This window comes from Jatrophihabitans lederbergiae (assembly GCF_031845305.1).
Taxonomy (GTDB): Bacteria; Actinomycetota; Actinomycetes; order Mycobacteriales; family Jatrophihabitantaceae; genus Jatrophihabitans_A; species Jatrophihabitans_A lederbergiae.
In genome coordinates this window covers 1-21,621 of record NZ_JAVREH010000058.1, presented here as the reverse complement: position 1 = coordinate 21,621, position 21,621 = coordinate 1, and the positions used below count along the sequence as shown (strand labels likewise).

Sequence of the window (21,621 nt, the reverse complement as noted above, 5' to 3'; positions counted from 1 at the left end):
GCTCAGCCGACTGCTCCGCTGCCTTCTTCTTCGCCACATCATCCAGTGTCGCCGTCATCACGGCACCTCTCCCGCCGGCATCACAACCGGCGCGTCGGGCCAGAAACACCGTTTACTGCACAGTCCCTAGAAGACGGCCGAGCGGCACGGCCAGCGATGGGGAATCCGTGTCTGCTGGCCGTGCCGCTCGGGGTGTCAGATCAGTACTGATTGTGCTGACCGGACAAGGTGATTCTGGTTCGGGTGTTGTGTTGGTCAGGTGTTGGTGGTGCGGCGGCGGTAGCTGAGTGCTCCGGCGAGTGCGCCGGCGGTGATGAGGCTGGCGCCGGTGCCGATCAGGGTCTGGTCCTGTAGGCCGGTGGTGGCGCCGCCGCCGGTGGAGGCCGCGCCGCCGGGCATGGCCGACATCTGGGAGGCGGTCAGTGCGCCACACAGGGTGGGTGAGGTCGCGGCCAGGGGCAGGGCGGGGGCGAGGTCGCTCTTCTCACCCTGGGCCTTGGTCGACAGGGTGGCGGGGTCCAGGCCGTGGACGACGATGACGGCGGTGCCGGCCTTGACCGAGGCCAGGGTCTTGGAGTCCAGGCTGATGGTGCGGGAGTAGTCGAAGCCGGCACCGGAGGGGGCGGTGGTCAGGGTCAGCCCGGCGGCGGCGCTGGTGTCACCGGAGGTCGACAGGGTGGTGCCGATGGCGCCGTAGCTGGGTGCGCCTTCGGTGGTGCTGATCACACCGTCGTTGTTGGTGTCGGCGGCGGTGGTGGGGCAGTCGCCCTTGGCGCCGATGTGGATGTGCTGCACGTGCGGGTAGGGCTTGCCACCGAAGGTCGCGGCCAGTCCGCTGACGTGCTCGGTGATGGTGGCCTGGGAGCCGTTGAGCTGCAGCATGAACGAACCCGAGCCCGAGGAATGGTTCAGGGCGCCCAGCTGGGCCTGATAGGAGCTGCCATCAGCTGCGGAGGCGACACCGGGCATGGCCAGGGCCATCGCGCCGATCGCCAACGCCGGTGCGGCCAAGAGCAGGGACTTCTTCATGCTTTTCCTCCAAGACAGTGCCGGCACATCCACCGGCGGCGGGTGAAACACACCGTCATTCGCCACCACCCACCCAACGGATTGGACACACGTTGGGCACACGCACGGCTCGCTGCGGTGCTCTCGCGGATGGCAACGTGACGGTTTATTTGACGACCAGTACGCCGTGCATGTTGGAGTGATACGTGCAGTGGAACGGGTAGCTTCCCGGCTTCGACGGCGCGGTGAACGTCGTGACCGCACCCGCGGTCGCCTTGTCATCAAAGCCACCCCCACTGTCAGCGGTCACCGTATGGGCCTCACCATCCATATTCATCACACTGACCTTGGCCCCCGGACTGACCGAGGCAGGCACCGCATACTTGAACTTATCGATATGAATCATCGCCGCCGGCTGCGCCGCAGTTGAGGACCCCGCCATCGACGAACCCGCCGCCGAGGATCCCGCCGCCGAGGATGCCGCCATCGACGACATCGGTGTGGAAGACCCCGCCATCGACGACATCGCCGCTGAGGTCATCGGCATGGACGAGGACTGCCCACCGGCCGAATTCGAGCCCGACGAACCACACGCCGACAACAGCACAACAGCAGCCCCACTCACACAAGCTCCGAACCCCACACGCACCCATTTGGACCTGGTCGCCATAACCGTGCAACTCCCCAACGCTCACGCGGACACCCACCCAACGTGGTGCCATCACACAGCAATTCGCCACCAAACCCACCCCGGATGGGACCCAATGCCATCACAGCGCCCACCATCGTCGAGCGGGCGGCGAGTCCTAGATCCAGCGACGATGAAATCTAGTGCCGTTCCGCAAGATCGAGGAGTCTGGTCGAAGCTTCGGAAACTGTTGCGATGGGGCTCACGTGCGGTTCTCAGGAGGCCTGATCGTCCCTTGGTCGTCGGACTTTTCGCCAGCCCCATAGACCTGTCGCAGATAGTCGTTCGGGCCGAGGAGGCTCGTCCGAAGACTGGAGAACACCTCCGAGCCGGACGTAGGCCCGGTCGTGAGCTGGACCGCGTCTGCCTCGCCTAAGTAGGTCGCGTCTACTTCGGAGCCGTATCGGACGGCTTCAGCTTCGGCCAGTGCTACGGCGTTTTCCACCGAGGTCGCCGCCCAGAGCGTGATCCGTTCTTTGTAGGTCCACGCGGGCTCTCCGTCGAGCAGGGCCGTGCCTACTTGGGCAAGGACGGTTCGGACGGCATACCAGTTCGAGGGTGATGATTGCATCCCTCCACGATGGCACAGCGAGCCTCACTCAAGAAGTTTTCGCTCGGCAAGTTTGAGCTTCGCGCTCCGCCGTGACGATACGAAAGTCGTACCCGGCGAGGGGCACTGTAGGCACGGTTCAGCTACGGCCGGATAACGAGGTAGACGACTGAGGAGATCAGGGATCGGTTGATCACCAGTACCAGCCAGGGCGTCGCCCGTAAGCCGCACCGGCTTCAGCATGCGGCGAGGCGCACCCGACTTGCGGCTGGCAGCAGCCGGTACAGCGCCAACCAGATGTCCCACCTTTCCGCTGACATCACTCCAGTGGTGTACGCGGCGCGTCGCTCAAGGGCGTGCGCCACGCGTCAGTGCTCGCAACCAGTCCGTTCCTCGCTTGACCGCTGGAGGTCGGCGCGTCGAAGCCGTCGGGCGCCCATTTCTTGCAACAGTGCAGGGATGACGAGCACCGGCAAGACGTCGACAGGTCCACGCAACTTAAAAGGTGTCAACACCGGTATCCGGCTGGGTGTGTCGCTCGCCGTCGGGATCGCGATTGCCGTCATCGTCGCCTTGCTCGGCGCTGGCAGATACGCACCCGCTGTCGGGTGGGATGCCGCGGCAGTGACATTGCTCCTGTGGCTGTGGTTCTCGATCTGGCCGATGGGCGCCGAGGCTACCGCCGAACGAGCGACCCGGGAAGATCCCACCCGGTCGCTGAGTGACACGCTGCTGCTGGCGGCGGCAGTGGTGAGCCTTGCCGCGGTGGGCTTCTTCCTACTGCAAGCCAGCTCGGCCAAGGGCTCCACACAAGACATCCTGGCCGGAGTGGGAGTCGCGACCGTCATCCTGTCCTGGCTCGTGGTCCACAGCGTATTCACGCTTCGGTACGCGATGCTCTATTACACAGGCAAAGACGGCGGCGTGAACTTCAACCAGTCAGCGCCACCGCGTTACAGCGACTTCGCCTACCTGGCCTTCACCCTCGGTATGACGTTCCAAGTGTCTGACACCGACCTGGAGACGCCGGCGATCCGGGCCACCGCACTGCGGCACGCGTTGTTGTCCTATCTGTTCGGTGCCGTCATCCTGGCCACCACCATCAACCTCGTCGCGGGCCTGGCCAGTAGCAGCGGTGGAGGGTAATGGGTGCGCCGTTGAGCTGGCGTGGGACTCCCTGGCCCGGCCTTGGACCCACAGGGACCCCGCGTTGAACTTCCAGCGCGCCGGGTCGTCGTCACCCGCTTCGGAGTCGACAATCACGTGTCCGCTCTGCGGTGAGCAGGCGTGCGAGACGATGCGGCTGGAGCATCAGTAACGGATCCCCGCTGGCGTCATGAGACTTTCCGGCGCATGATCCCTGCCGTACGGCATTGAGGACGATTCGTCCCGAACATTGTCGAGGGTGAGTGCGGAGGCGGCTGATGGTGCGCAAGTGGCGGCGATGGGCTGCGGCCGGAGCGGTACTGGCTCTGACGGGCATCGGAATTATGGCTGGCGAGGCTGCGGCCGACTCACATCGGCGGTCCTCTCGCCCTGACGCTGAGGAGGTGGAGGAGGTCCTTGCCGCTCCGAACTCCTCCACTGGCAGTTGCGGGGTTGAGCGTTGGTCGGTGAAGACCGGGACGGACGCGGACGCCGGCAGAGTCACGTTGCAGTCGACCACGCCCACCACGATCGCCGGTTTGGCTTCCCTGAGCGCACCTGCCAGCTTGCCGGCCAACAACCGGGTGTTGCCGACCGAGGCCACGGTGTTTCGGTTGAGCGCGACTATGACGCAGTACAAGCTAGAAGCCGATTCGGACTATCACCTGGTGTTGTCCGATGGGTCGGGCCACACCATGATCGCCGAGATCCCGGACCCGGCCTGCGTCGGTGCTGGTAGCCCGCTGGCCGGTAGCATCCAGAAGGCGCGCGGCGAATTCGACGCCAAGTACACCGCGACCGGAAGCTTCCAGACCGCGAACACGGCGGTCACGGTGACCGGTGTGGGCTTCTTCGATTTCTTGCACGGCCAGACGGGCGTCGCCCCCAACGGCATCGAACTGCACTCCGTCCTGGACGTGCAATTCGGTACGGCCGGCTCGAACACCGTGACCGTGACCAACCCTGGCAGCAAGACCACGACGGTCGGCACCGCGACCAGCCTGCAGGTCAGCGCCTCGGATTCCGCGTCGGGGCAGACACTGACCTACGCGGCCAGCGGCCTGCCCACCGGTCTGGCGATCAACACCACCAGTGGTCTGGTCTCCGGCACACCGACCACCGCGGGGACTTACACCGTGACACTGCGCGCTACCGACAGCACCGGGGCATCCGGATCGGCTTCCTTCACGTGGACGGTAGCCGGGTCGGGAAGTGGCTGCACCGGGCAGAAGCTCGGCAACCCGGGCTTCGAAACCGGCACTGCGCCGCCCTGGACCGCCAGCACCGGGATCATCAGTAACAGCACCGCGGAGCCGGCGCACACCGGCACGTGGGACGCATGGCTGGACGGCTATGGCAGCGCCGCGACCGACACCCTGTCCCAGCCGGTGACTATCCCGGCCGGGTGCCATGCCAGCCTCAGCTTCTGGCTGCACATCGACACCGCCGAAACGACCACCAGCACCGCCTACGACACCCTCACCGTCAAGATCGGCACAACCGTCCTGGCCACCTACAGCAATCTGCAGCACAACACCGGCTACCTCGCGAAAACATTCGATGTCTCCAGTTACGCCGGGCAGAACCCGACCCTCACCTACACCGCCACCGAAGACAGCCAGAAACAAACCTCCTTCGTCCTCGACGACATCGCAGTGACCCTCAGCTAGGGCCCCGACCGCCGTGTCATGTTCGGTAGTCGACGCGGGTCATCATCCCCACCTCGGCGTGATAGGCGTTGTGGCAATGCAGCATCCACCGCCCCGGGTTGTCGGCATCGAAGTCGACCGACAGACTCCGCATCGGCAGCACGATGGCGGTGTCCTTGCGAACCCCTCGATTCCACCGGCCGGGTATGAAACCGACCGGTGGAACGGGGCCACAGCGAGGAGGTACGGCTGGATCAGCCCAGCGCACTCAGCAGGCTCTGCATGGTTGTGACTTCCTTCGCCTGGGAGTTGCTGATCGACTGAGCCAAGGCCTTGGCCTGCGGGTACTGCCCGCTTGCCAGTTCCGTCTTGGCCATCGCGATCGCACCCTGATGATGCTTGATCATCATCTGGACCCACAGCTTGTCGAATGCGGTGCCGGTGGCGGCGTCGAGCTGCTTCATCTCGTCGGCGCTCATCATGCCGTTCATGCTCATGCCGCCCATGTCCATGCCCGGCATCGACGCCGACGGCACGGGAGCGCCCCACTCCTTCAGCCAGCCGCTCATCGTGCTGATTTCGGGGTCCTGGGCGGCCTTGATCTGGATGCCCAGTTGCTTGACCTGGCTGTTGGTGGCTTTTTTCACCGCCATGTCGGCCATGTCGATGGCCTGGCCGTGGTGCGGGATCATGTCGGTGGCGAAGGCGAGGTCAGCATGGTTGTGGCTGTCCGACATCGACATCGACATCGACATCGACGATGAAGCCGATGCTGCGGGTGAGGAGCCGCCGGATGTCGACATCGAATCCATGCCGGAGGTCTTGGACGAGCCGCAAGCGGCCAGGGTCAGAGTGGTCGCTGAAGCGAGGAAGCCGGCGGCGATGCGGGTAGCGATACGCATGGTGAAGTGCCTTTCGGAGTTGGAGAGATTGCGGCTATCAATCGGGACGAGGGCGTGACCGCGGCGACTCACGTCCGGCTGATGCACAGCTCCACGATCGACGCGGGCCGAGGTCTTGTCCGGTGCCTTCGTCGGGCCGCGTCGCCTCCCAGTCCACCCAGTGCCGCGACCCCGCCCACCGGCCTGCCTGTGATGGCGAGTGCCGCGGCCAGCAGCGCGAGCCCTGCCAGTGCTGTGAGCACTGCCAAACACGTGTGCAGGGGATCGTGTGAGCCGTGTCCACCACCGGGGATCGGCATCGGGATCGGGTGACCCGCACGGGCCTCCGCGATCATTCCGTGGACGGCGTGCGCGGCGGGCGTGATCACCACGGAAGCTGTCATCGCGGTGACGTGGCGGCTGCCGCGGATCGTGTCGTGCGTCGTGTCGGCCATAGTCAGGCCGTGCATGGCGAACAGCCCCAACAGGATCGCGCCCGCAAGGACCAACCGGCCCCAGGTCAACAGCCCTGCCGAACGCCGCTTGACGTATCGGGAGGTGCCGGCCATCGTGTTCACTCGCCTCACGTTGTCTTCAGGTTCCTGGCCGCCGGCTTCAATGGCGTGGTGACGCAGTGGTACACATGCTCCTCCGGCGGCTGGGCAGCGGCTTCTCATCAAGATACCCCCATCGGGTATAGCTGCAAAGCCAGCTCATGCAGTGGACGGCGGCTAAGACACGATGTCGAGATGACCGTCCGGTGGATGACCGCCTTCCTCGACACACCGCGGTCCCGACAGTGACACCTTCCTGCGCAGGCGATTCGCTTGGAAGTGCCGGGCGTTCATCTGGATCTGCACACCGACGATCTGGTGGCTCTAGGCGACCGGGCCGGGAACCCAGGCGCGTCCGTGCACACCGCGGAGGATGGTGCGCCTTACAGCGGATCCGGCGGCGCGGTGGCTCCTCCACGTGGGTGGGCGCCGGCAGGGCTGGTGTGGATCGTCACCGCGGTGAGTCGCGGCAACCGTGCGAGCAAGTGCGCTTCAGCGTGGTGGGCGAGCTCGTGCGCTTGGAGCAGTGTCAGGTCCGGGGTGACATCGAGGTCCACCTCGGCACGGAGGGTATGTCCGATCCAACGAATCTTGAGGTCTGCGACATTCACGACGTCGTCGACGTCGGACACCGCGTCCCGTGCTGTGTCCACCAGCCCGGGATCGACCCCGTCCATCAGGCGGGTCCCGACGTGGCGAACCGCGGAGCGGAGGACGCCGAGGATGGCGACCGTGATCAGCAGCCCGATGATCGGGTCGGCTTGTTTCCAGCCGAGCGCGACGCCGAGGGCACCAACGAGTACGGCCAGACTGGTGAAGCCATCAGTACGCGCGTGCAGCCCATCAGCGACGAGCGCGGCGGAACCGATCCGGCGCCCCACCCGAATCCGGTATTGGGCGACGAGCTCATTGCCGGCGAATCCGACGACCGCCGCAGCCGCCACGGCCCACAGGTGCGTGACGTCGCGCGGGTGCAGAAGCCGATCGATCGCCTCGTAGCCTGCGAAAGCACTGGAGGCAAAGATCGCCGCGACAACGAACAGTCCGGCGAGGTCCTCGCTGCGGCCGTAGCCGTAGGAGTAGCGGGAGGTCGCCGCTCGTCGGGACAGTGCGAAGCTTGCCAGCAGCGGGAATGCCGTGGCAGCGTCGGCGAAGTTGTGCGCCGTGTCGCCGAGCAGTGCCACAGAGCCTGAGAACAGAACGACAACGAACTGCAGGGCGGCGGTCGTGGCCAGGACGGCGAGGCTGATCCACAGGGCGCGCCTGCCGGTGGCATCGGCTTCCAACGCGTCATCGATCTGGTCAGCGGCATCGTGGGAGTGGCCGCCGAGGAACTCCGACACCTCATGCACAATCCTCGTCCGGACCGAGGCGCCGTGTTCGTGGTCGTGTGCATCGTGGTCGTGGTCGTGGTCGTGGTCGTGTGCATCGTGCTGGTGCACGTCGACGATACCCGCCTCCGGCCGGACGCCGTCGGACGTGCGCAGGTGGCTCATTGGGGGGTCTGCTTTCACACGAGTGGGGAAGGCTTTTCAGGGAACGGTACCAGTACCTTCATATCTGCGAATATGCAGTAGCACGCAGTAGGGTGTGGCTATGACTGCCCGGCGCATCACGGTTTCAGCACCTGCCGATGGGAAGCCGGCGACAACCCATCCCGACGATCTGACACCTGCCCAGGTGAGCGCCGCGGTGACCGCATTCGCGCTGCTGGCTGATCCGACCCGAGTGCGGATGCTGTGGGCGCTGCGCGAGGCCGACCTCGATGTGGCCACCCTGGCCGCTGTCGCCGGCTGCCGACCCACCGTCGCCAGCCAGCACCTGTCGAAGCTGCGGTTCGCGGGCCTGGTCGAAGGCACCCGAGCAGGCCAGCGGGTCGTGTACTCGCTGCGCGGCGGTCACGTGCGGACGCTGCTCTCAGAGGCGCTGTTCCAGGCCGACCATCAGGTGTCGGGCGTACCTGTGCACGATTAGCGTCGCGACGACACCGTTGTGAGTCTCAACCGACGTCAGGATCCGCTGCAGCTTCTTGAAGGGGTCAGCGGGTGGGGCTCACTCGCACCACGGTGAAGTTGAAGCGGCCCTCGATGAAGTAGCTCGTGGTGTGCATGAACGGCCGGGCACGCTGGTCGTAGTGCAGTTGATCGAGCAGCACAAAGAGCTGGTCCGCGGCGAAATCTTCGTCCCATGCGACCTGTGGACGGGCTACCGCGTGCACCCGGGCCAGCGCACGCAGGGGAGTGGGGCCGTCGTGCGCGGCCAGGAACGCGAACACCGAGCCGGTGAGCTGGTCGGGCTGGAAGTCGTCGGCGAACACCCACCGCGGTAGCACGTCGTAGGAGTACGCGACCGTGACGTCGTCGGCGAGGATCTTGCGCTGGATGTCGAGAACCTGGTCACCGTGGTCCAGATCGAAGATCTCGCACTCCTCCGACGATGCCGGTCTCAGTATCCGATGGTGGTAGATCATGTCCGGCTTGTGGCCCATCTGGGCGATCGTCGACGTGATCGAAGTCAGCTCCTGCATGCCGGCCCTGATCATCGCGTCGCTGGACACGAAGCTGCCACGTCCCCGCCGGATGATGATCAGCCCTTGGTTCTCCAGCGTCTTCAAGGCCTGACGCACGGTTGTCCGCGAGACCCCGTACTCCGCCACCAGATCGGCCTCGGTCGGCAACTGTTCCCCGCGTCGCCACTCCGCCTTGGCCAGACGGTCCCGTAGGTCGTCCGCCAACTGGGTCGGCAGGGTCTTGCGGTTACCGAGCCGCGGCCCGCCCGTGTCCAACACCTTCGTCCACCTCCGCCGATCGTCCGGTGTCGACGGTACCGTGAATTTGACTTGACAGATGTCAGTTGTCCGACAACTATCAAGTTCCGCAAGGTAGGACACCGGGGGGAGCGACACGATGGACTGGACCTCCGGCTACGTGCCGTTGGACGAGCAATCGGTACTCGACTTCGCCCGCCCCTTTCTGGACGAGGACCCACTCGACGCGACCGAGATCGGCGACGGAAACCTCAACGTGGTCTTCCGCGTCCGCGGTGCGACGTCGTCAGTCATCGTGAAGCAGGCGTTGCCCTACCTTCGGGTAGCCGGCGAGGCTTGGCCGCTGACCAGGCATCGGGCGCGCATCGAGGCCAATGCCATCGACGTCCACACCAAGCTTGCGCCCGGCGTGCTTCCATACACCATTGACTTCAACGAGCAGATGTCAGCGCTGGTCCTGGAAGACCTGTCCGAGCACGTCACCTGGCGAGAGTCTCTGATAGCCGGCCAGGTGCTCGACGGCGTGGCGGATGCGGTCGGCCGCTACAGCGCCGCGGTGATCCTCGGGACCAGCGACTTGTTGCTGCCCAGCAGGCAGCGCAAGGTGCTGCGCCAGGGCTTCGTCTACTCCGAACTGTGCCTGGTCACTGAGGACCTGATCTTCACCGCGCCGTACACCGATGCGGAATCCAACCGCTACGACGACGAGACTGCGCCACTCGCCCGGGCGCTGCAGCATGACCGACTGCTACGCAGCGCCGCCGCCGAAATGCGGTTCGCCTTCAAAACCCGGGACGAAGCGCTGATCCACGGCGACCTGCACACCGGGTCGGTGATGTCCAAGGCCGGCGACACCCGCGTCATCGACCTTGAATTCGCCTTCTTCGGACCCTTCGGCTTCGATCCCGGCGTGCTGCTGGCCAACTTGGCACTGTCCCGGCTCGCTCACGAGGAATCCGGCAACCTCGCATTCTGCCGCGTAGTCGACGGCTATGCCGCCGACTATTGGGCCGCCTTGATGGACGAGACCAAGCGGCTGTGGAATCCGGCTGAGCCGTGGTACGCGCGTTTCCTGTCCCAGTTCATCGGCGACGCCGCCCGGTTCGCCGGCCTCGAGATGATCCGTCGGATCGTCGGTCTGGCGCATGCCAAGGACATCGACTCACTTGCGTTACCCGCGCGGGCGATCGCCCAGTCGCGGGGGATTTCCGGTGGCCGTGCTCTGCTGCTCGGCGGCACCGTCCATACCTTCGAGGACCTGTGGCATCGCGCCGTGGGAGAGGACGCCAACCCATGAGGAAGCTCATCAACGATCCGGACAATTTTGTCGACGAGGTGCTCGACGGCATCCTGCTCGCCCATCCGGACGAGCTGGTCACCGCTCCGGGTGAGCCGCGCGCGATCGTGCGCGCCGGTTCGCCGGCCGGACGCGTCGGCATTGTCACCGGCGGCGGATCGGGGCACCTGCCGGTGTTCCTCGGCTACGTCGGCATCGGCTTGTGTTCCGGGGTCGCGGTGGGCAACGTGTTCTCGTCCCCTTCGGCCGAGCAGATCCTGGCAGCCACCAAGGCCAGTGACGGCGGCAAGGGCGTGTTGTACCTGTTCGGCAACTACGGCGGGGACGTCATGAACTTCGGTCTGGCCGCCGACCTGGCCGAGTTCGAGGGCATCAGCACGCAAACCGTCCTCGTCCACGACGACGTGCTCAGCGCTCCTGCCGAGAAGGCCGATACGCGACGTGGTGTTGCCGGCATGGTGCTCGCCTACAAGTGCGCGGGCGCCGCCGCCGAGCGCGGTGACAGCCTGCCAGAGGTGGCTCGGATTGCGGTCAAGGCCATCGCGTCGATGCGCACGGCCGGAGTCGGACTGTCACCGGCAATTCTGCCCGCCGCCGGCAAGCCGACCTTCGAACTACCCGATGGCGACATGGAAATCGGGATCGGAATTCACGGTGAGCCGGGCAGCCATCGCGGGCCGTTGGAATCCGCCGATGAGGTGGCGGACCGGATGGTGAACGCCATCATGGATGACCTTGCACCGGCCGAGGGCAGCGAGGTCATGGTGCTCGTCAACGGACTCGGCGCCACCCCGCTGGAAGAGCTGTATCTGCTGTACCGGCGGGCACACCAGCTGCTGGCCGAGCGCGGTAGCCGTATCGTCCGCAAGTACATCGGTGAGTACGCCACCAGTCTGGAGATGGCCGGCGCGTCGATTACGGTGCTGGTCCTCGACCGCGAGCTCACCGAACTGATCGACGCCCCGGCGTCCTCACCCTTCTTTCGCCAGTGAACGCCGACGAACTGCGCGCCGTCCTGGACGACTCGCTCGTCACCCTCGAGGCGGCTCGGGACGAGCTACGCGATCTGGACGCGGCGATCGGGGACGGGGACCTCGGGATCACCGTCAGCGCCGGTGCACGCGCGATCCGGGCCAGCCTGGCCGAACTGCCACCGGACGCCGATCCCGCACTGATCCTGCGCACCGCGGCCACCAGGTTCGCGTCGGCCAATCCGTCCACGATGTCGGCGCTCGTCGCGTCAGGCCTGCTCGCCGCGGCCAAGCAACTCGGTGCCACGAAAGTCCTTGACCGGCAGGGATTCCTCCTCATTCTCGAGTCGGCGACCACAGCCATCCAAGCCCGCGGTGGTGCCCAGCTCGGTGACAAGACGATCCTCGACGCGCTGGTCCCGACCATCGAGGTGCTCGAGTCGGCCGGGGCCGACGACCGTGCGGCGCTGGGCGCCATGATCGAGGCGGCCCGGCAGGCCGTCTCGGACACCGCCTCACTGCAATCCCAGCGTGGCCGAGCCGCCTGGGTCGGCGAACGCACCATCGGACACCCCGACGGCGGTGCCACCGCCTACCTGCGACTGCTCGAGGCATTCGCGCGAGCGAACCCGGAGGCATTGCCCGACGAGGTGGTGTGACTCACGCCGCTCAGCCGTCCGGCAGGACAGGAAGACCCGACGATGAAACGGAGATGGCAATGCAGGATTACCGGATTACCGCATTGAAGCTCGGCACCCTCGGCGTTCCCAAGGCTGCGATGACGTACATGTCAGGCTTCGGGGAGTCCATCAACCTGCCGGTCTGGGCCGCCGCCGTCGAGGGCAACGGGTACAAGATGTTGATCGACACCGGTATCCGCGATCATGACAAGTGGGACCGTGAGCTCAACCCGTGCTGGCGGGAGCGCGACGAGAGCATCGAGAACGCGCTCGGCGAGCTCGGCTGGTCATTGGCCGACGTGGACATCGTCATCAACTCGCACCTGCACTACGACCACGCCGAGAACAACACGGCTTTCCGCAACGCACGATTCGTGGTCTCGCGGGTCGAGTGGGAGTACGCGAAGAACCCCATCCCGTCACAGACCAAGTTGTACGACTTCGCCTGGACGGACGAATCGATCAGCCATCTGAACTACGAGCTGATCTCGGTCGACGACTACGACGTGCTGCCTGGGATCCGCCTGATCCAGACTCCCGGGCACAGCAAGGGACATCAGTCCGTCCTGGTCAACACGGCGGAAGGTCTGCTGTGCGTCGCAGGCGATGCCGCCTGCCTGCCGGAAAGCTTCTACCGGCCGTCTCCGCCCGGCGGCGCCACCTCCATCGAGCAGGGATTCGCATCGCTGGAACGGATCCGTACCAGCGCGAACCTGGTGCTGATGAACCACGACCCCAACATCTCCAAGTACCAGAATTCGGGGTTTCCGACTATCCCGACCATCGGCAGCGAGCCACTACCCGGCGACATCAATTCGCTTCCCAACCGCAACGCGGACGCCTGACCAGCGTGCGCACCACCACTCACGACCCCGTGATCAGCAAGCAAAGGAGCACCACAGTGACGTCAAAGCATCCTGCTCGTCTGGCCGTCCTGGCGGCGGTAGCCGCACTGGCTGTGACGGCCTGCAGTTCGAGCAAGACCAGCACCGGTGGCTCCGGAAACGGTGATACCGGCGGGTCAGGAACCGACTACTCCGCAATGCTGGACAAGGCTCGCGAGATGGTTCCGGCCACCTTCACCGGACCGACCACGCCGGCGAAGGCGCCATCCGGCAAGAAGATCGCGGCCATCACCTGCTACAGCATCCTGGAAGGATGTGTCATCCCGGCCAACGGCATTGCCAAGGCAGCGACGGCAATCGGCTGGCAGGCACGCACCTTCGACGGCGGCGGCACACCGACCACACAGAACACGCAGATCCTCAACGCCGTGTCGTGGGGCGCCGATGTCATCGCGTTGATCGCCATCACCCCGAGCGCGGTGCAGACCGGGCTGGCCGCGGCGAAGAAGGCTGGTGCGTTGATCGTCTCCGGATCGTCGGGCACCAGCAGCCCGAACGCCGTACCGGCGGCGGCAGCCGGCCAGATCCTGCCGGCCGTCGACGTTTCACCTGATTACAAGAGCCTCGGTGAGCACCTGGCGAACTGGATCATCGCTGACTCCAAGGGGAAGGCGAACGTCGCGGTGTACGGCGACAAGGAGTTCGACTCCATCAACGCCCAGGAAACCGGCATCGTCCCGGCGCTGAAGGCCTGCACCACCTGCAAGTCCTCGGACGTCCAGTACTTCACCGCCACCCAGATCGCCTCCTCGCTCGGGCCGCAGACGGTCAACTACGTCCGTACACACCCCGATGTCGATTACCTCTACTCCGCGTTCGATCCGCCTGCAGCCGCGCAGGTGCAGGCTCTGCAGACCGCGGGCTTGGGCAAGAACGTCAAGATCGTTAGCGCGCTGGGTAACGCGCAGAATCTGCAGTTCGTGAAGGCCGGCCAGGTGCAGGCAGCGGATGCCGCCTACGACAACATCTACATGGGTTTCGCCATGGTGGATCAGTCGATTCGACTGCTCAACAAGCAGCCACTGATCGCTCCGGCCGGTGAGGGGCTGCCGTTCCAGGTGCTCGACAAGACCAATCTGCCGACCAAGGAAGGCAGCTGGACCGCACCGTATGACTATCAGAGCAAGTTCATCGCACTCTGGAAGAGTTGATCGCGATGGCTCTGCGGACCGTGTCCACGCCGACGATGTCCCTTGACCGGATCACCAAGCGTTTCGGTGACCTGGTCGCCCTGAACCAGGTCAGCCTCGATCTCGAGCCTGGGCAGATTCACGCCCTGCTCGGTTCCAACGGCAGCGGCAAGTCGACGCTGGTGAAGATAATGTCCGGCGTCTACGCCCCGGATGCCGGGGCCATCGAGTTCTCGTCCGCTCGGCTGGGGGGCATGGGCTCGCCGGCCGAGGCCGCGGCAAGGGGCGTCCGGGTCGTCCACCAGGAAGCGCCACTGATCGACACCCTCAGCGTGACCGAGGCGGTCGCGATCTTCCGGGGCTTCGGAGCGGCCCAACTGGGTCCCATCGCCTGGGGCCGGCTGCGTCGGCAGGTCCAGCGGTTGCTGGATCGGATGGACGTGCCGGTCAGTGCGGCGCAGCAGTGCAGCACCGTGCAGCCGGCCGATCGGGCCGGTTTGGCGCTGGCCATCGTGGTGGGGGATCTCTTCGACGACAACGCTGCTCCCGGTGCTCGTGCCGATCCGGGCGGGGGTGGTCTACCGGTGAAGTTGTTGATCGTGGACGAGGTCACCGCCGCGATACCGGAATCGGAGACCCAGCGCCATCTGGATCGGCTGCGGTCGGTCGCTGACATGGGCGTCGCGATCGTGATGGTGACGCACCGCCTCGGAGAACTCGAAATAGCGGACGACATCACGGTCTTGCGGGCGGGGAGCGTGGTCTACCGGGAGGCAGGCGCCCCCCGTCGTCCGAACAGCGAACTGGTCGCCGAGATGGTGGGCCAGCCCCTCGTGGTCGGGCCGGGCGATACACCGCCGACTCGGTCCGGCGCCGGACCGGATCGGCTGACGTCGCTGTGGAATGCCGCCCCGGTACAAAGGACACTCTCCTCCGCGCAGGACCGTTCGTCGGGCCCGGTGATCCGCGTGGAGAATCTGCGCGGCGCCGAGTTGCACGGATTGGCTTTCCGTGCCGAAGCGGGTGAGATCGTCGGCTTCGCGGGACTGCGTGGCAGCGGCGTCGAGGAACTGCCGAGGCTGCTGTCCGGGGACGATCCGTGGCTGGCAGGACAGGTCGAGATCGGCGGCAAGATCCTCACCAAGGGCGGCCGGCCTCGAGCGATGCTCGACGCCGGATTGGCAGCGATCCCGGCCGATCGGCTGCGCGCGGGTGGGGTGGCATCGCTGTCGGTGAACGAGAATGTCATCCTGCCGTCGCTAGGCGAGTACTGGCACAAGCCCTCGCTCCGGCAGCGCGTGGTGAACAGCGTGATCCAGGCTTTCGACGTCCGTCCGCCGAAGGCGGAGAACCTGTTCGGCGGATTGTCCGGCGGCAACCAGCAGAAGGTGCTGCTGGGTAAGTGGCTGCTCCTGCACCCGTCCGTGCTGGTGCTCGACGACCCCACCTATGGCGTCGATCCCGGCGCTCGGGAGACGATCTTCGATGCCGTCGCGGACGCCGCACGGCGTGGCGTCTGTGTGCTGTTCTTCTCGACCGAACCCGAGCAACTGGTCCGGATCTGCAACCGGGTGCTGGTGCTGCGGTCCGGCGAACTTGTCACCGAAATACCGCGGTCCGAACTGACCCTGGAGACCGTCATCGAGTGGAGTTACCAATGACAATCGAGACTGAGTCGACGCTGCCCGAGCCCGAACCGACGGTCTCGTCGACCGGAGAATCTCGCCCGTCTCTCTGGCGAGCTGTTCTCGCCGGTGGGCGCAGCTTCGGCACCGTCGCTATTCTGATCGTCCTCATCGTGGTTTTCGCGCTGAGCACCGACGCGTTCCTGACCCTGCGCAACGTGCAGAACGTCCTCATCGTGCAGACCATTACAGCGCTCATGACGTTCGGCGTGATGTTCCCGCTCATTGTCGGAGAATTCGATCTCTCCGTCGGATACCTGATCGGGTTCCTCGCCGTGCTGGGAGCATTCCTCGCCGGGCACGGCCAGGGTGCGCTCGTCGTGATTCCGGCGATGATCCTTCTCGGCGGAGTGGTCGGCCTCATCAATGGCCTGCTCACGCAGAAAGTGGGGATCAGTTCGTTCATAGCCACCCTGGGCGTCGGCATCGTCCTTCAGGGATTCACCCAGGGTGCCAGCGGCGGAAAGGTCCTGTTCAACGGGATCCCCAGTGTGGTCACCAAGATCGGTGGAGGCTATGCCGGGCCGCTCGCGATTTCGGTATGGATCGCCATAGGCTTCGCGATCGTGCTGTTCTACGTGCTCGAGCAGACACCGCTCGGCCGGAGCTGGTACGCGGTCGGCGGCTCCGAGCGCGTGTCGTTCCTGGCCGGTCTTCGCACCGCACGGTTGAAGATCGCCGCGTTCACGGTCAGCGGTCTGATGGTCGGTGTGGCCAGCGTGCTGGCGCTGGGGCAGAGCGGTAGTGCCAACCCCGGGTTCGGGCCCGACTTGTTGTTGCCGGCGTACGCGGCCGCCTTCCTGGGCGTGACGACCTACCGGGCCGGGCGGTACAACGTAATCGGATCGGTCGTCGGCATCCTCCTGTTGGCCGTCGGCTTCAACGGGCTGAGCCTGCTCGGTGTGCCGTTCTGGGTACAGCCGATCTTCAACGGCGGGGTATTGCTTGTCGCCGTGATCGTGGCCCGGGCCGAGGCCCGCAAAGTGAAAGTCGGCACCTGAGCAGTCCAGGGGCCTGTCCGTGGGCAGAGGTGACGGTTAGGCCGTGGCGGGCGGTGCTCTCCCTCGACGCTGGCCGCAAGCGCGGGGTCCCAGGAGCACACCTGACACGCATGCCTGATTGCTGAGCGGGCGAAGTCGAGCGCCAGCGCTCCTAGGTCGGGCCGGTGGCCGGTCACGACCGCAAGACCACCTCAAGCAGCTGACCAAGACGGTTCTCAAGACCGCTCTCAGGGAGGAAAGGACCGCTATTGGTGGTGGCTGGAGCCGGTGGATCCCCGAAGGATGAGTTCGGGCTGGAAGAGAAGTTCGTTGCGTGGTCGGGGAGTGCCTTCTATTTCCGCGATGAGTGACCTGACGGCGGCGGCGGCTAGTTGCTCGACGGGTTGTTTGAGGCTGGTCAGGGGAGGGTCGGTGAAGGACATGATGGGCGAGCCGTCGCAGCCGAGGACGGAGATGTCGTGGGGGACGTCGAGGTTGAGGGCGCGGACTCCGCGGATGATGCCGAGCGCGATCATGTCGGAGGCAGCGACGATGGCGGTGCAGCCGCGTGTGATGAGGTCGGTGGCGGCGGCATGGCCACCTTCGATGGAGTAGTCGCCGATGTGTTCGGCAGTGACGGCATCGGTGCGGTGGCCGCGCATGGCTTGCCGGAACGCGGCGAGTTTGCGGGTCGATGGTACGTAGCGGCTGGAGCCGGTGGCTAAGCCGATGTGTCGGTGACCTAGTTCGAGCAAGTGTCGGACGGCGAGGTCCATCCCGGCGAGGTCGTCGGTGGCGACGAAGGTGGCGTCGAGGTCCGGTATGTGGCCGTTGATGAATGCCAGCGGAACGCCTTGGTCTCGCAGCTCGTAGTAGTGCGCATGGTCGGCGAGGGTGTCGGAGTGTCTGCCCGAGACGAAGACGATTCCGGCAACGCCGTGTTCCTGGAGGAGTTCGATGGTTGCGCGTTCGGCCGGTCCACCGAGTTGGCGGGTGCACAGCAGTGCGTTGTACCCGAAGGACGGTAGGGCTCGTTCGATGGCTTGTGCGAACAGCGGAAAGATCGGGTTGTCCAGTTCGGCGATGACGACGCCGATGAGGCCGAGCCGGCGTGGTTGCAGGCTGGGCGGACGTTCGTAGCCGAGGACATCGACCGCGGTCATGACGTTTTTGCGGGTGACCTCGGCTACCCCAGGGCGGCCGTTGAGGACGCGCGATGCGGTGGCCACGCTGACGCCGGCGTAGGCGGCGATCTCGTTCAGCCGGGCGGCCACGCTGTGACAGTAGTCGAAGGATCTTCCACACCGGTAATACATCGGTTGATGCACTCTTCCAAAAACTGAAACTTGTTCTAACGTCCCGTGTTGGCACTACTCCCTAGCGCATCGCAGGCTGTCGAGGAGCGATATGAACCGGAAGTCCTGGCTGGCGTGCGTGCTCAGCGTGTTCACGGCCCTGTCGATCACGGCGGTGCCGATGATCGCGTCGGCCGCCCCTGCCCAGCCCGACGCCGTGTCGGTGTCGGGCACCTTCGGCGCCCAGGTCGGGTGTCCCGGTGACTGGCAGCCGGAATGCGCCCAGACCCAGCTCACTCGTCGATCCAACGACGACGTCTGGTCGACCACGCTGGTGTTGAAGGCGCGCAGCTATCAGTACAAGGCGACCTTGGACAAGTCGTGGGCCGTCAGCTACGGCCAGGGCGGGTCGAGCAGCGGGGCGAACATCACGCTGACGGTGCCGGCGGATGGTACGAAGGTCACGTTCTACTACGACACCACCCACTGGGTGACCACGAACCTCGACGGACCGATCGTCACGGCAGCCGGCAACTTCCAGGCCAAGCTGGGCTGCCCCGCAGACTGGTCACCGGACTGCCTACGGTCCTGGCTGGAAGACCCCAACGGCACCGGCGTCTACACGTTCACGACCACCGCTATCCCGGCCGGGACTACCAGGTCAAAGCAGCGGTCGGCCTGTCCTGGGACGTCAGCTACGGAGCCGGCGGTGTCCCCGGCGGCCCCAACATCGCCTTCAGCGTGCCCGCCGACGGAACCAAGGTCGTCTTCTCCTACGTCGCGGCCACCCACGTGCTGACGGTGTCCAACAACGCCCTGCCCAGCCTGAAACCGCTCAAGGCCTACTGGTTGTCCCGTCACTACATCGGGTGGAACGTCGACACCGCCACACCCGCCGTGAGCTACCGGCTGTACGCCGCACCGAACGGTGGCCTGGCCGCCACCCCGACCGGCATCACCGGAGGCAGCTCCTACCCCCTGACCGTGAACCCCGGCGGCCTGCCCGCTTCGGTGAAGACCAAATTCCCGGCTCAAGCTGGACTGCGTGCCCTCAAGCTGTCCGACCGCGACGCCGCCCACGCCGCCACGATCCTCACCGGCCAGGTCGCCGTCGGCGCGTTCGACTCCGCCGGCAACCTGATCGATGGCACCGGTCTGCAGATCCCCGGCGTACTGGACGACATCGACGCCGGCGCGGCCACCGCCACCCTCGGCCTGAGCTGGCACGACGGCGTCGCCAAGCTGGCGTTGTGGGCGCCCACCGCCCAAGCTGTCTCGGTCGATGTGTACGCCTCCGGGCACATCACCGACCCCATCAGCACCAGGCCGCTCACGCGCGGCGCCAACGGCGTCTGGAGCGTGACCGGCACACGTGGCTGGAAGAACCTCTACTACCTGTTCACCGTGCAGGTGTACGTGCCCGAAACCGGCAAGGTCGAACACAACCTGGTCACCGACCCCTACAGCTACGGGTTGTCCACGAACTCCGAACGTAGCCTGTTCATCAACCTGTCCGACCCGAAGACGGCCCCACGCGGGTGGGATGACCTCGGCCGAACCAAACCAGCTCTACCCAAGCCCGTTGACCAGTCGATCACCGAACTGCACATCCGCGACTTCTCCGCCGGCGATCCGACCGTGCCCGCGCCTGACCGCGGCACCTACCTGGCCTTCACCGACACCGCCAGCAACGCCGTGAAACATTTGAAGACGTTGGCGAAAGCCGGCATGACCACCGTGCACCTGCTGCCGCTCGCGGACATGGCGACCCGGTCGGTGAACGAAATCAAATCAACGTGGCAGACGCCCCGCTGCGACCTGCCCTCGTTGCCGCCGGATTCCACCGAGCAGCAGGCCTGCGTGACCGCGGTCGCCAGCGACGACGGTTACAACTGGGGTTACGACCCGCAGCACTACACCACTCCTGAAGGCTCCTACTCGACCAATGCCGAGGGCGCGGCGCGGACCGTGCAGTTCCGCCGCATGGTCGCCGCGCTCAACCGCGACCATCTGCGGGTCGTGATGGACGTGGTTTACAACCACACCGCCGACTCCGGTCAGACAGGCACCAACGACCTGGACCGGATCGTGCCCGGCTATTATCACCGCCTCGACGCCACCGGCAAGGTCACCACCTCCTCCTGCTGCGCCGACACCGCCTCCGAGCACCTGATGATGGGCAAGCTGCTCATCGACTCGGTCATGACCTGGGCGACCCAATACAAGGTCGACGGGTTCCGGTTCGATCTGATGAGCTTTACCCCCAAGGCCGTTATCGAGCAGCTTCGCCACAAGCTGGACGGCCTCAAGCTCACGCACGACGACGGAGTCAACGGCAAGCAGATTTACCTATACGGTGAAGGCTGGAACTTCGGCACCGTCGCCGACGACGCCCTGTTCGTGCAAGCCAGCCAGGCCAACATGGCCGGTACCGGCGTCGGAACGTTCAACGACCGTCTTCGCGACGCCGTCCGCGGCGGCGCGTTCAACGACACCGACCCGCGCACCCAAGGGTTCGCCTCCGGCCTGTTCACCGACCCCAACGGTGACAGCGTCAACGGCGACACCGCCACCCAGAAGGCGAAGTTGTTGTCGTACGAAGACCAAATCAAGATCGCGCTCACCGGCAACCTGAAGGATTACACGTTCACCGACCGGACCGGGGCCACGGTGAAGGGCTCCCAGGTCGACTACAACGGCCAACCCACCGGCTACACCTCCCAGCCGCAGGAAGCGGTGAACTACGTCGACGTCCACGACAACCAGACCCTGTATGACTTGCTCACCTACAAACTGCCCGTCGCCACCACGATGGCCGACCGGATCAGGATGCAGACCCTGGCCCTGTCCACCACCGCGTTCTCCCAGGGCGTGTCGTTCTGGCAAGGCGGCACCGAAGACCTCCGGAGCAAGTCCTTCGACGGCAACAGCTACGACTCCGGTGACTGGTTCAACGGACTCGACCCGTCGTTAACCACTAACGGTTTCGGCAAGGGCTTGCCGCCGGCGGCGTCCAACCAGGCCTTCTGGCCCTACGCCCAGCCGCTGCTGGCCAACCCAGCCCTCAAACCGAACCACACCGACCTGCTCGCGGCTGAAGCCCAGTCCGAGATGCTGCTCAAGGTCCGAGCCACCAGCCCGCTGCTGCACCTAGGCTCGAGGGGTTTGATCCAACAGAAGCTCAGCTTCCCCGACAGCGGACCCAACTCCACCCCTGGTGTGATCGTCGAGCGCATCGACGACACCATCGGCCCGAACGCCGATCCTGCCCTCAGGGGGATGGTCATCGTGTTCAACGCATCCCCGAGGAGCAATGCTTGAAACCTGTGGTTGAGGCCGGGTGGGACGTACCTTCCCGGTAGCCATGTGGTGATCGAGCAAGGCCGGCGCTGCAACGCTGGTCGGGAAGGTACGTCCGTGCTCAAGGTAGTGGAG

19 protein-coding genes and 2 pseudogenes are annotated in these 21,621 nt (G+C 65.5%); 12 read left to right on the top strand and 9 right to left on the bottom strand.

The genetic code is table 11. The features are described from left to right. Positions 1 to 255: 255 nt before the first annotated feature. The 3 genes from RM423_RS21275 to RM423_RS21265 form a co-directional block, all read right to left on the bottom strand. Entirely contained in the window at positions 256 to 1,029 is a 774-nt protein-coding gene (locus RM423_RS21275; RefSeq protein ID WP_311425056.1) for a hypothetical protein, read from the bottom strand. Positions 1,030 to 1,174: 145 nt separating this feature from the next. Continuing rightward, positions 1,175 to 1,555: a cupredoxin domain-containing protein gene (locus RM423_RS21270; RefSeq protein WP_311425055.1), complete on the bottom strand. Its 381-nt coding sequence runs from the start codon at positions 1,553 to 1,555 to the stop codon at positions 1,175 to 1,177. Positions 1,556 to 1,898: 343 nt separating this feature from the next. Continuing rightward, on the bottom strand, positions 1,899 to 2,267 hold the full coding sequence (locus tag RM423_RS21265; protein ID WP_311425054.1) for a hypothetical protein: 369 nt from the start codon (positions 2,265 to 2,267) through the stop codon (positions 1,899 to 1,901). 438 nt (positions 2,268 to 2,705) lie between these two features. On the opposite strand from RM423_RS21265, the gene RM423_RS21260 reads away from it, so the two are divergent. Continuing rightward, entirely contained in the window at positions 2,706 to 3,392 is a 687-nt protein-coding gene (locus tag RM423_RS21260) for a DUF1345 domain-containing protein (protein ID WP_311425053.1), read from the top strand. Between the two features lie 935 nt (positions 3,393 to 4,327). Then, a pseudogene (locus tag RM423_RS26295) lies at positions 4,328 to 5,062 on the top strand (putative Ig domain-containing protein); the annotation flags it as partial. A gap of 16 nt (positions 5,063 to 5,078) precedes the next feature. Here the strand turns inward: RM423_RS26295 and RM423_RS25955 are convergent. The 4 genes and pseudogenes from RM423_RS25955 to RM423_RS21235 all read right to left on the bottom strand — a co-directional run. Then, positions 5,079 to 5,228: pseudogene (locus tag RM423_RS25955) on the bottom strand (multicopper oxidase domain-containing protein); the annotation flags it as partial. 67 nt (positions 5,229 to 5,295) lie between these two features. Continuing rightward, entirely contained in the window at positions 5,296 to 6,030 is a 735-nt protein-coding gene (locus RM423_RS21245; protein WP_311425050.1) for a DUF305 domain-containing protein, read from the bottom strand. Further along, positions 6,012 to 6,500 (bottom strand): DUF6153 family protein, encoded by a 489-nt coding sequence (locus RM423_RS21240; protein WP_311425049.1) that lies wholly within the window; start codon positions 6,498 to 6,500, stop codon positions 6,012 to 6,014. Before RM423_RS21240 ends, RM423_RS21245 begins: the two co-directional genes overlap by 19 nt. A 359-nt stretch (positions 6,501 to 6,859) precedes the next feature. Then, positions 6,860 to 7,972 (bottom strand): cation diffusion facilitator family transporter, encoded by a 1,113-nt coding sequence (locus RM423_RS21235; protein ID WP_311425048.1) that lies wholly within the window; start codon positions 7,970 to 7,972, stop codon positions 6,860 to 6,862. Between the two features lie 100 nt (positions 7,973 to 8,072). Between RM423_RS21235 and RM423_RS21230 the strand changes: the two genes are divergently transcribed. After that, positions 8,073 to 8,450: an ArsR/SmtB family transcription factor gene (locus tag RM423_RS21230; RefSeq protein WP_311425047.1), complete on the top strand. Its 378-nt coding sequence runs from the start codon at positions 8,073 to 8,075 to the stop codon at positions 8,448 to 8,450. Positions 8,451 to 8,514: 64 nt separating this feature from the next. On the opposite strand, the gene RM423_RS21225 is transcribed toward RM423_RS21230, so the two are convergent. After that, on the bottom strand, positions 8,515 to 9,264 hold the full coding sequence (locus RM423_RS21225) for a GntR family transcriptional regulator (RefSeq protein ID WP_311425046.1): 750 nt from the start codon (positions 9,262 to 9,264) through the stop codon (positions 8,515 to 8,517). Between the two features lie 118 nt (positions 9,265 to 9,382). Between RM423_RS21225 and mtnK the strand changes: the two genes are divergently transcribed. Genes mtnK through RM423_RS21190 form a run of 7 tightly spaced genes read left to right on the top strand, consistent with a single transcriptional unit; the run spans position 9,383 to position 16,912 of the window. After that, on the top strand, positions 9,383 to 10,540 hold the full coding sequence (gene mtnK, locus RM423_RS21220) for an S-methyl-5-thioribose kinase (RefSeq protein ID WP_311425045.1): 1,158 nt from the start codon (positions 9,383 to 9,385) through the stop codon (positions 10,538 to 10,540). After that, positions 10,537 to 11,532, top strand: a complete 996-nt coding sequence (locus RM423_RS21215) for a dihydroxyacetone kinase subunit DhaK (protein WP_311425044.1) — start codon at positions 10,537 to 10,539, stop codon at positions 11,530 to 11,532. The genes mtnK and RM423_RS21215 overlap by 4 nt, the downstream gene beginning before the upstream one ends. Further along, positions 11,529 to 12,170: a DAK2 domain-containing protein gene (locus tag RM423_RS21210; protein WP_311425043.1), complete on the top strand. Its 642-nt coding sequence runs from the start codon at positions 11,529 to 11,531 to the stop codon at positions 12,168 to 12,170. Before RM423_RS21215 ends, RM423_RS21210 begins: the two co-directional genes overlap by 4 nt. 53 nt (positions 12,171 to 12,223) lie before the next feature. Further along, positions 12,224 to 13,036: an N-acyl homoserine lactonase family protein gene (locus tag RM423_RS21205; RefSeq protein WP_311425042.1), complete on the top strand. Its 813-nt coding sequence runs from the start codon at positions 12,224 to 12,226 to the stop codon at positions 13,034 to 13,036. A 56-nt stretch (positions 13,037 to 13,092) separates the two neighbouring features. After that, entirely contained in the window at positions 13,093 to 14,247 is a 1,155-nt protein-coding gene (locus RM423_RS21200) for a sugar ABC transporter substrate-binding protein (RefSeq protein WP_311425041.1), read from the top strand. A gap of 5 nt (positions 14,248 to 14,252) precedes the next feature. After that, entirely contained in the window at positions 14,253 to 15,887 is a 1,635-nt protein-coding gene (locus tag RM423_RS21195; RefSeq protein WP_311425040.1) for a sugar ABC transporter ATP-binding protein, read from the top strand. Beyond that, on the top strand, positions 15,884 to 16,912 hold the full coding sequence (locus RM423_RS21190) for an ABC transporter permease (protein ID WP_311425039.1): 1,029 nt from the start codon (positions 15,884 to 15,886) through the stop codon (positions 16,910 to 16,912). The genes RM423_RS21195 and RM423_RS21190 overlap by 4 nt, the downstream gene beginning before the upstream one ends. Before the next feature lie 245 nt (positions 16,913 to 17,157). On the opposite strand, the gene RM423_RS21185 is transcribed toward RM423_RS21190, so the two are convergent. After that, the gene (locus RM423_RS21185) at positions 17,158 to 18,165 is read right to left on the bottom strand and encodes a LacI family DNA-binding transcriptional regulator (RefSeq protein ID WP_311425038.1); all 1,008 of its coding nucleotides are present in this window, start codon (positions 18,163 to 18,165) and stop codon (positions 17,158 to 17,160) included. Between the two features lie 133 nt (positions 18,166 to 18,298). Here RM423_RS21185 and RM423_RS21180 point away from each other — a divergent pair, with 133 nt between their 5' ends. Beyond that, on the top strand, positions 18,299 to 18,985 hold the full coding sequence (locus RM423_RS21180; RefSeq protein WP_311425037.1) for a pullulanase X25 domain-containing protein: 687 nt from the start codon (positions 18,299 to 18,301) through the stop codon (positions 18,983 to 18,985). Beyond that, a complete protein-coding gene (gene pulA, locus RM423_RS21175; RefSeq protein WP_311425036.1) occupies positions 18,928 to 21,507 on the top strand; it encodes a pullulanase-type alpha-1,6-glucosidase in 2,580 nt (859 codons plus the stop codon). Before RM423_RS21180 ends, pulA begins: the two co-directional genes overlap by 58 nt. Positions 21,508 to 21,621 lie beyond the last annotated feature (114 nt).

Coding starts and splice junctions, on each gene's coding strand:
- RM423_RS21265 (WP_311425054.1), bottom strand. CDS start 2,267: ATGCAATCATCACCCTCGAACTGGTATGCCGTCCGAACCGTCCTTGCC.
- RM423_RS21215 (WP_311425044.1), top strand. CDS start 10,537: ATGAGGAAGCTCATCAACGATCCGGACAATTTTGTCGACGAGGTGCTC.
- RM423_RS21205 (WP_311425042.1), top strand. CDS start 12,224: ATGGCAATGCAGGATTACCGGATTACCGCATTGAAGCTCGGCACCCTC.
- RM423_RS21190 (WP_311425039.1), top strand. CDS start 15,884: ATGACAATCGAGACTGAGTCGACGCTGCCCGAGCCCGAACCGACGGTC.
- mtnK (WP_311425045.1), top strand. CDS start 9,383: ATGGACTGGACCTCCGGCTACGTGCCGTTGGACGAGCAATCGGTACTC.
- RM423_RS21260 (WP_311425053.1), top strand. CDS start 2,706: ATGACGAGCACCGGCAAGACGTCGACAGGTCCACGCAACTTAAAAGGT.
- RM423_RS21195 (WP_311425040.1), top strand. CDS start 14,253: ATGGCTCTGCGGACCGTGTCCACGCCGACGATGTCCCTTGACCGGATC.
- RM423_RS21270 (WP_311425055.1), bottom strand. CDS start 1,555: ATGCCGATGACCTCAGCGGCGATGTCGTCGATGGCGGGGTCTTCCACA.
- RM423_RS21230 (WP_311425047.1), top strand. CDS start 8,073: ATGACTGCCCGGCGCATCACGGTTTCAGCACCTGCCGATGGGAAGCCG.
- RM423_RS21180 (WP_311425037.1), top strand. CDS start 18,299: ATGAACCGGAAGTCCTGGCTGGCGTGCGTGCTCAGCGTGTTCACGGCC.
- RM423_RS21235 (WP_311425048.1), bottom strand. CDS start 7,972: ATGAGCCACCTGCGCACGTCCGACGGCGTCCGGCCGGAGGCGGGTATC.
- RM423_RS21275 (WP_311425056.1), bottom strand. CDS start 1,029: ATGAAGAAGTCCCTGCTCTTGGCCGCACCGGCGTTGGCGATCGGCGCG.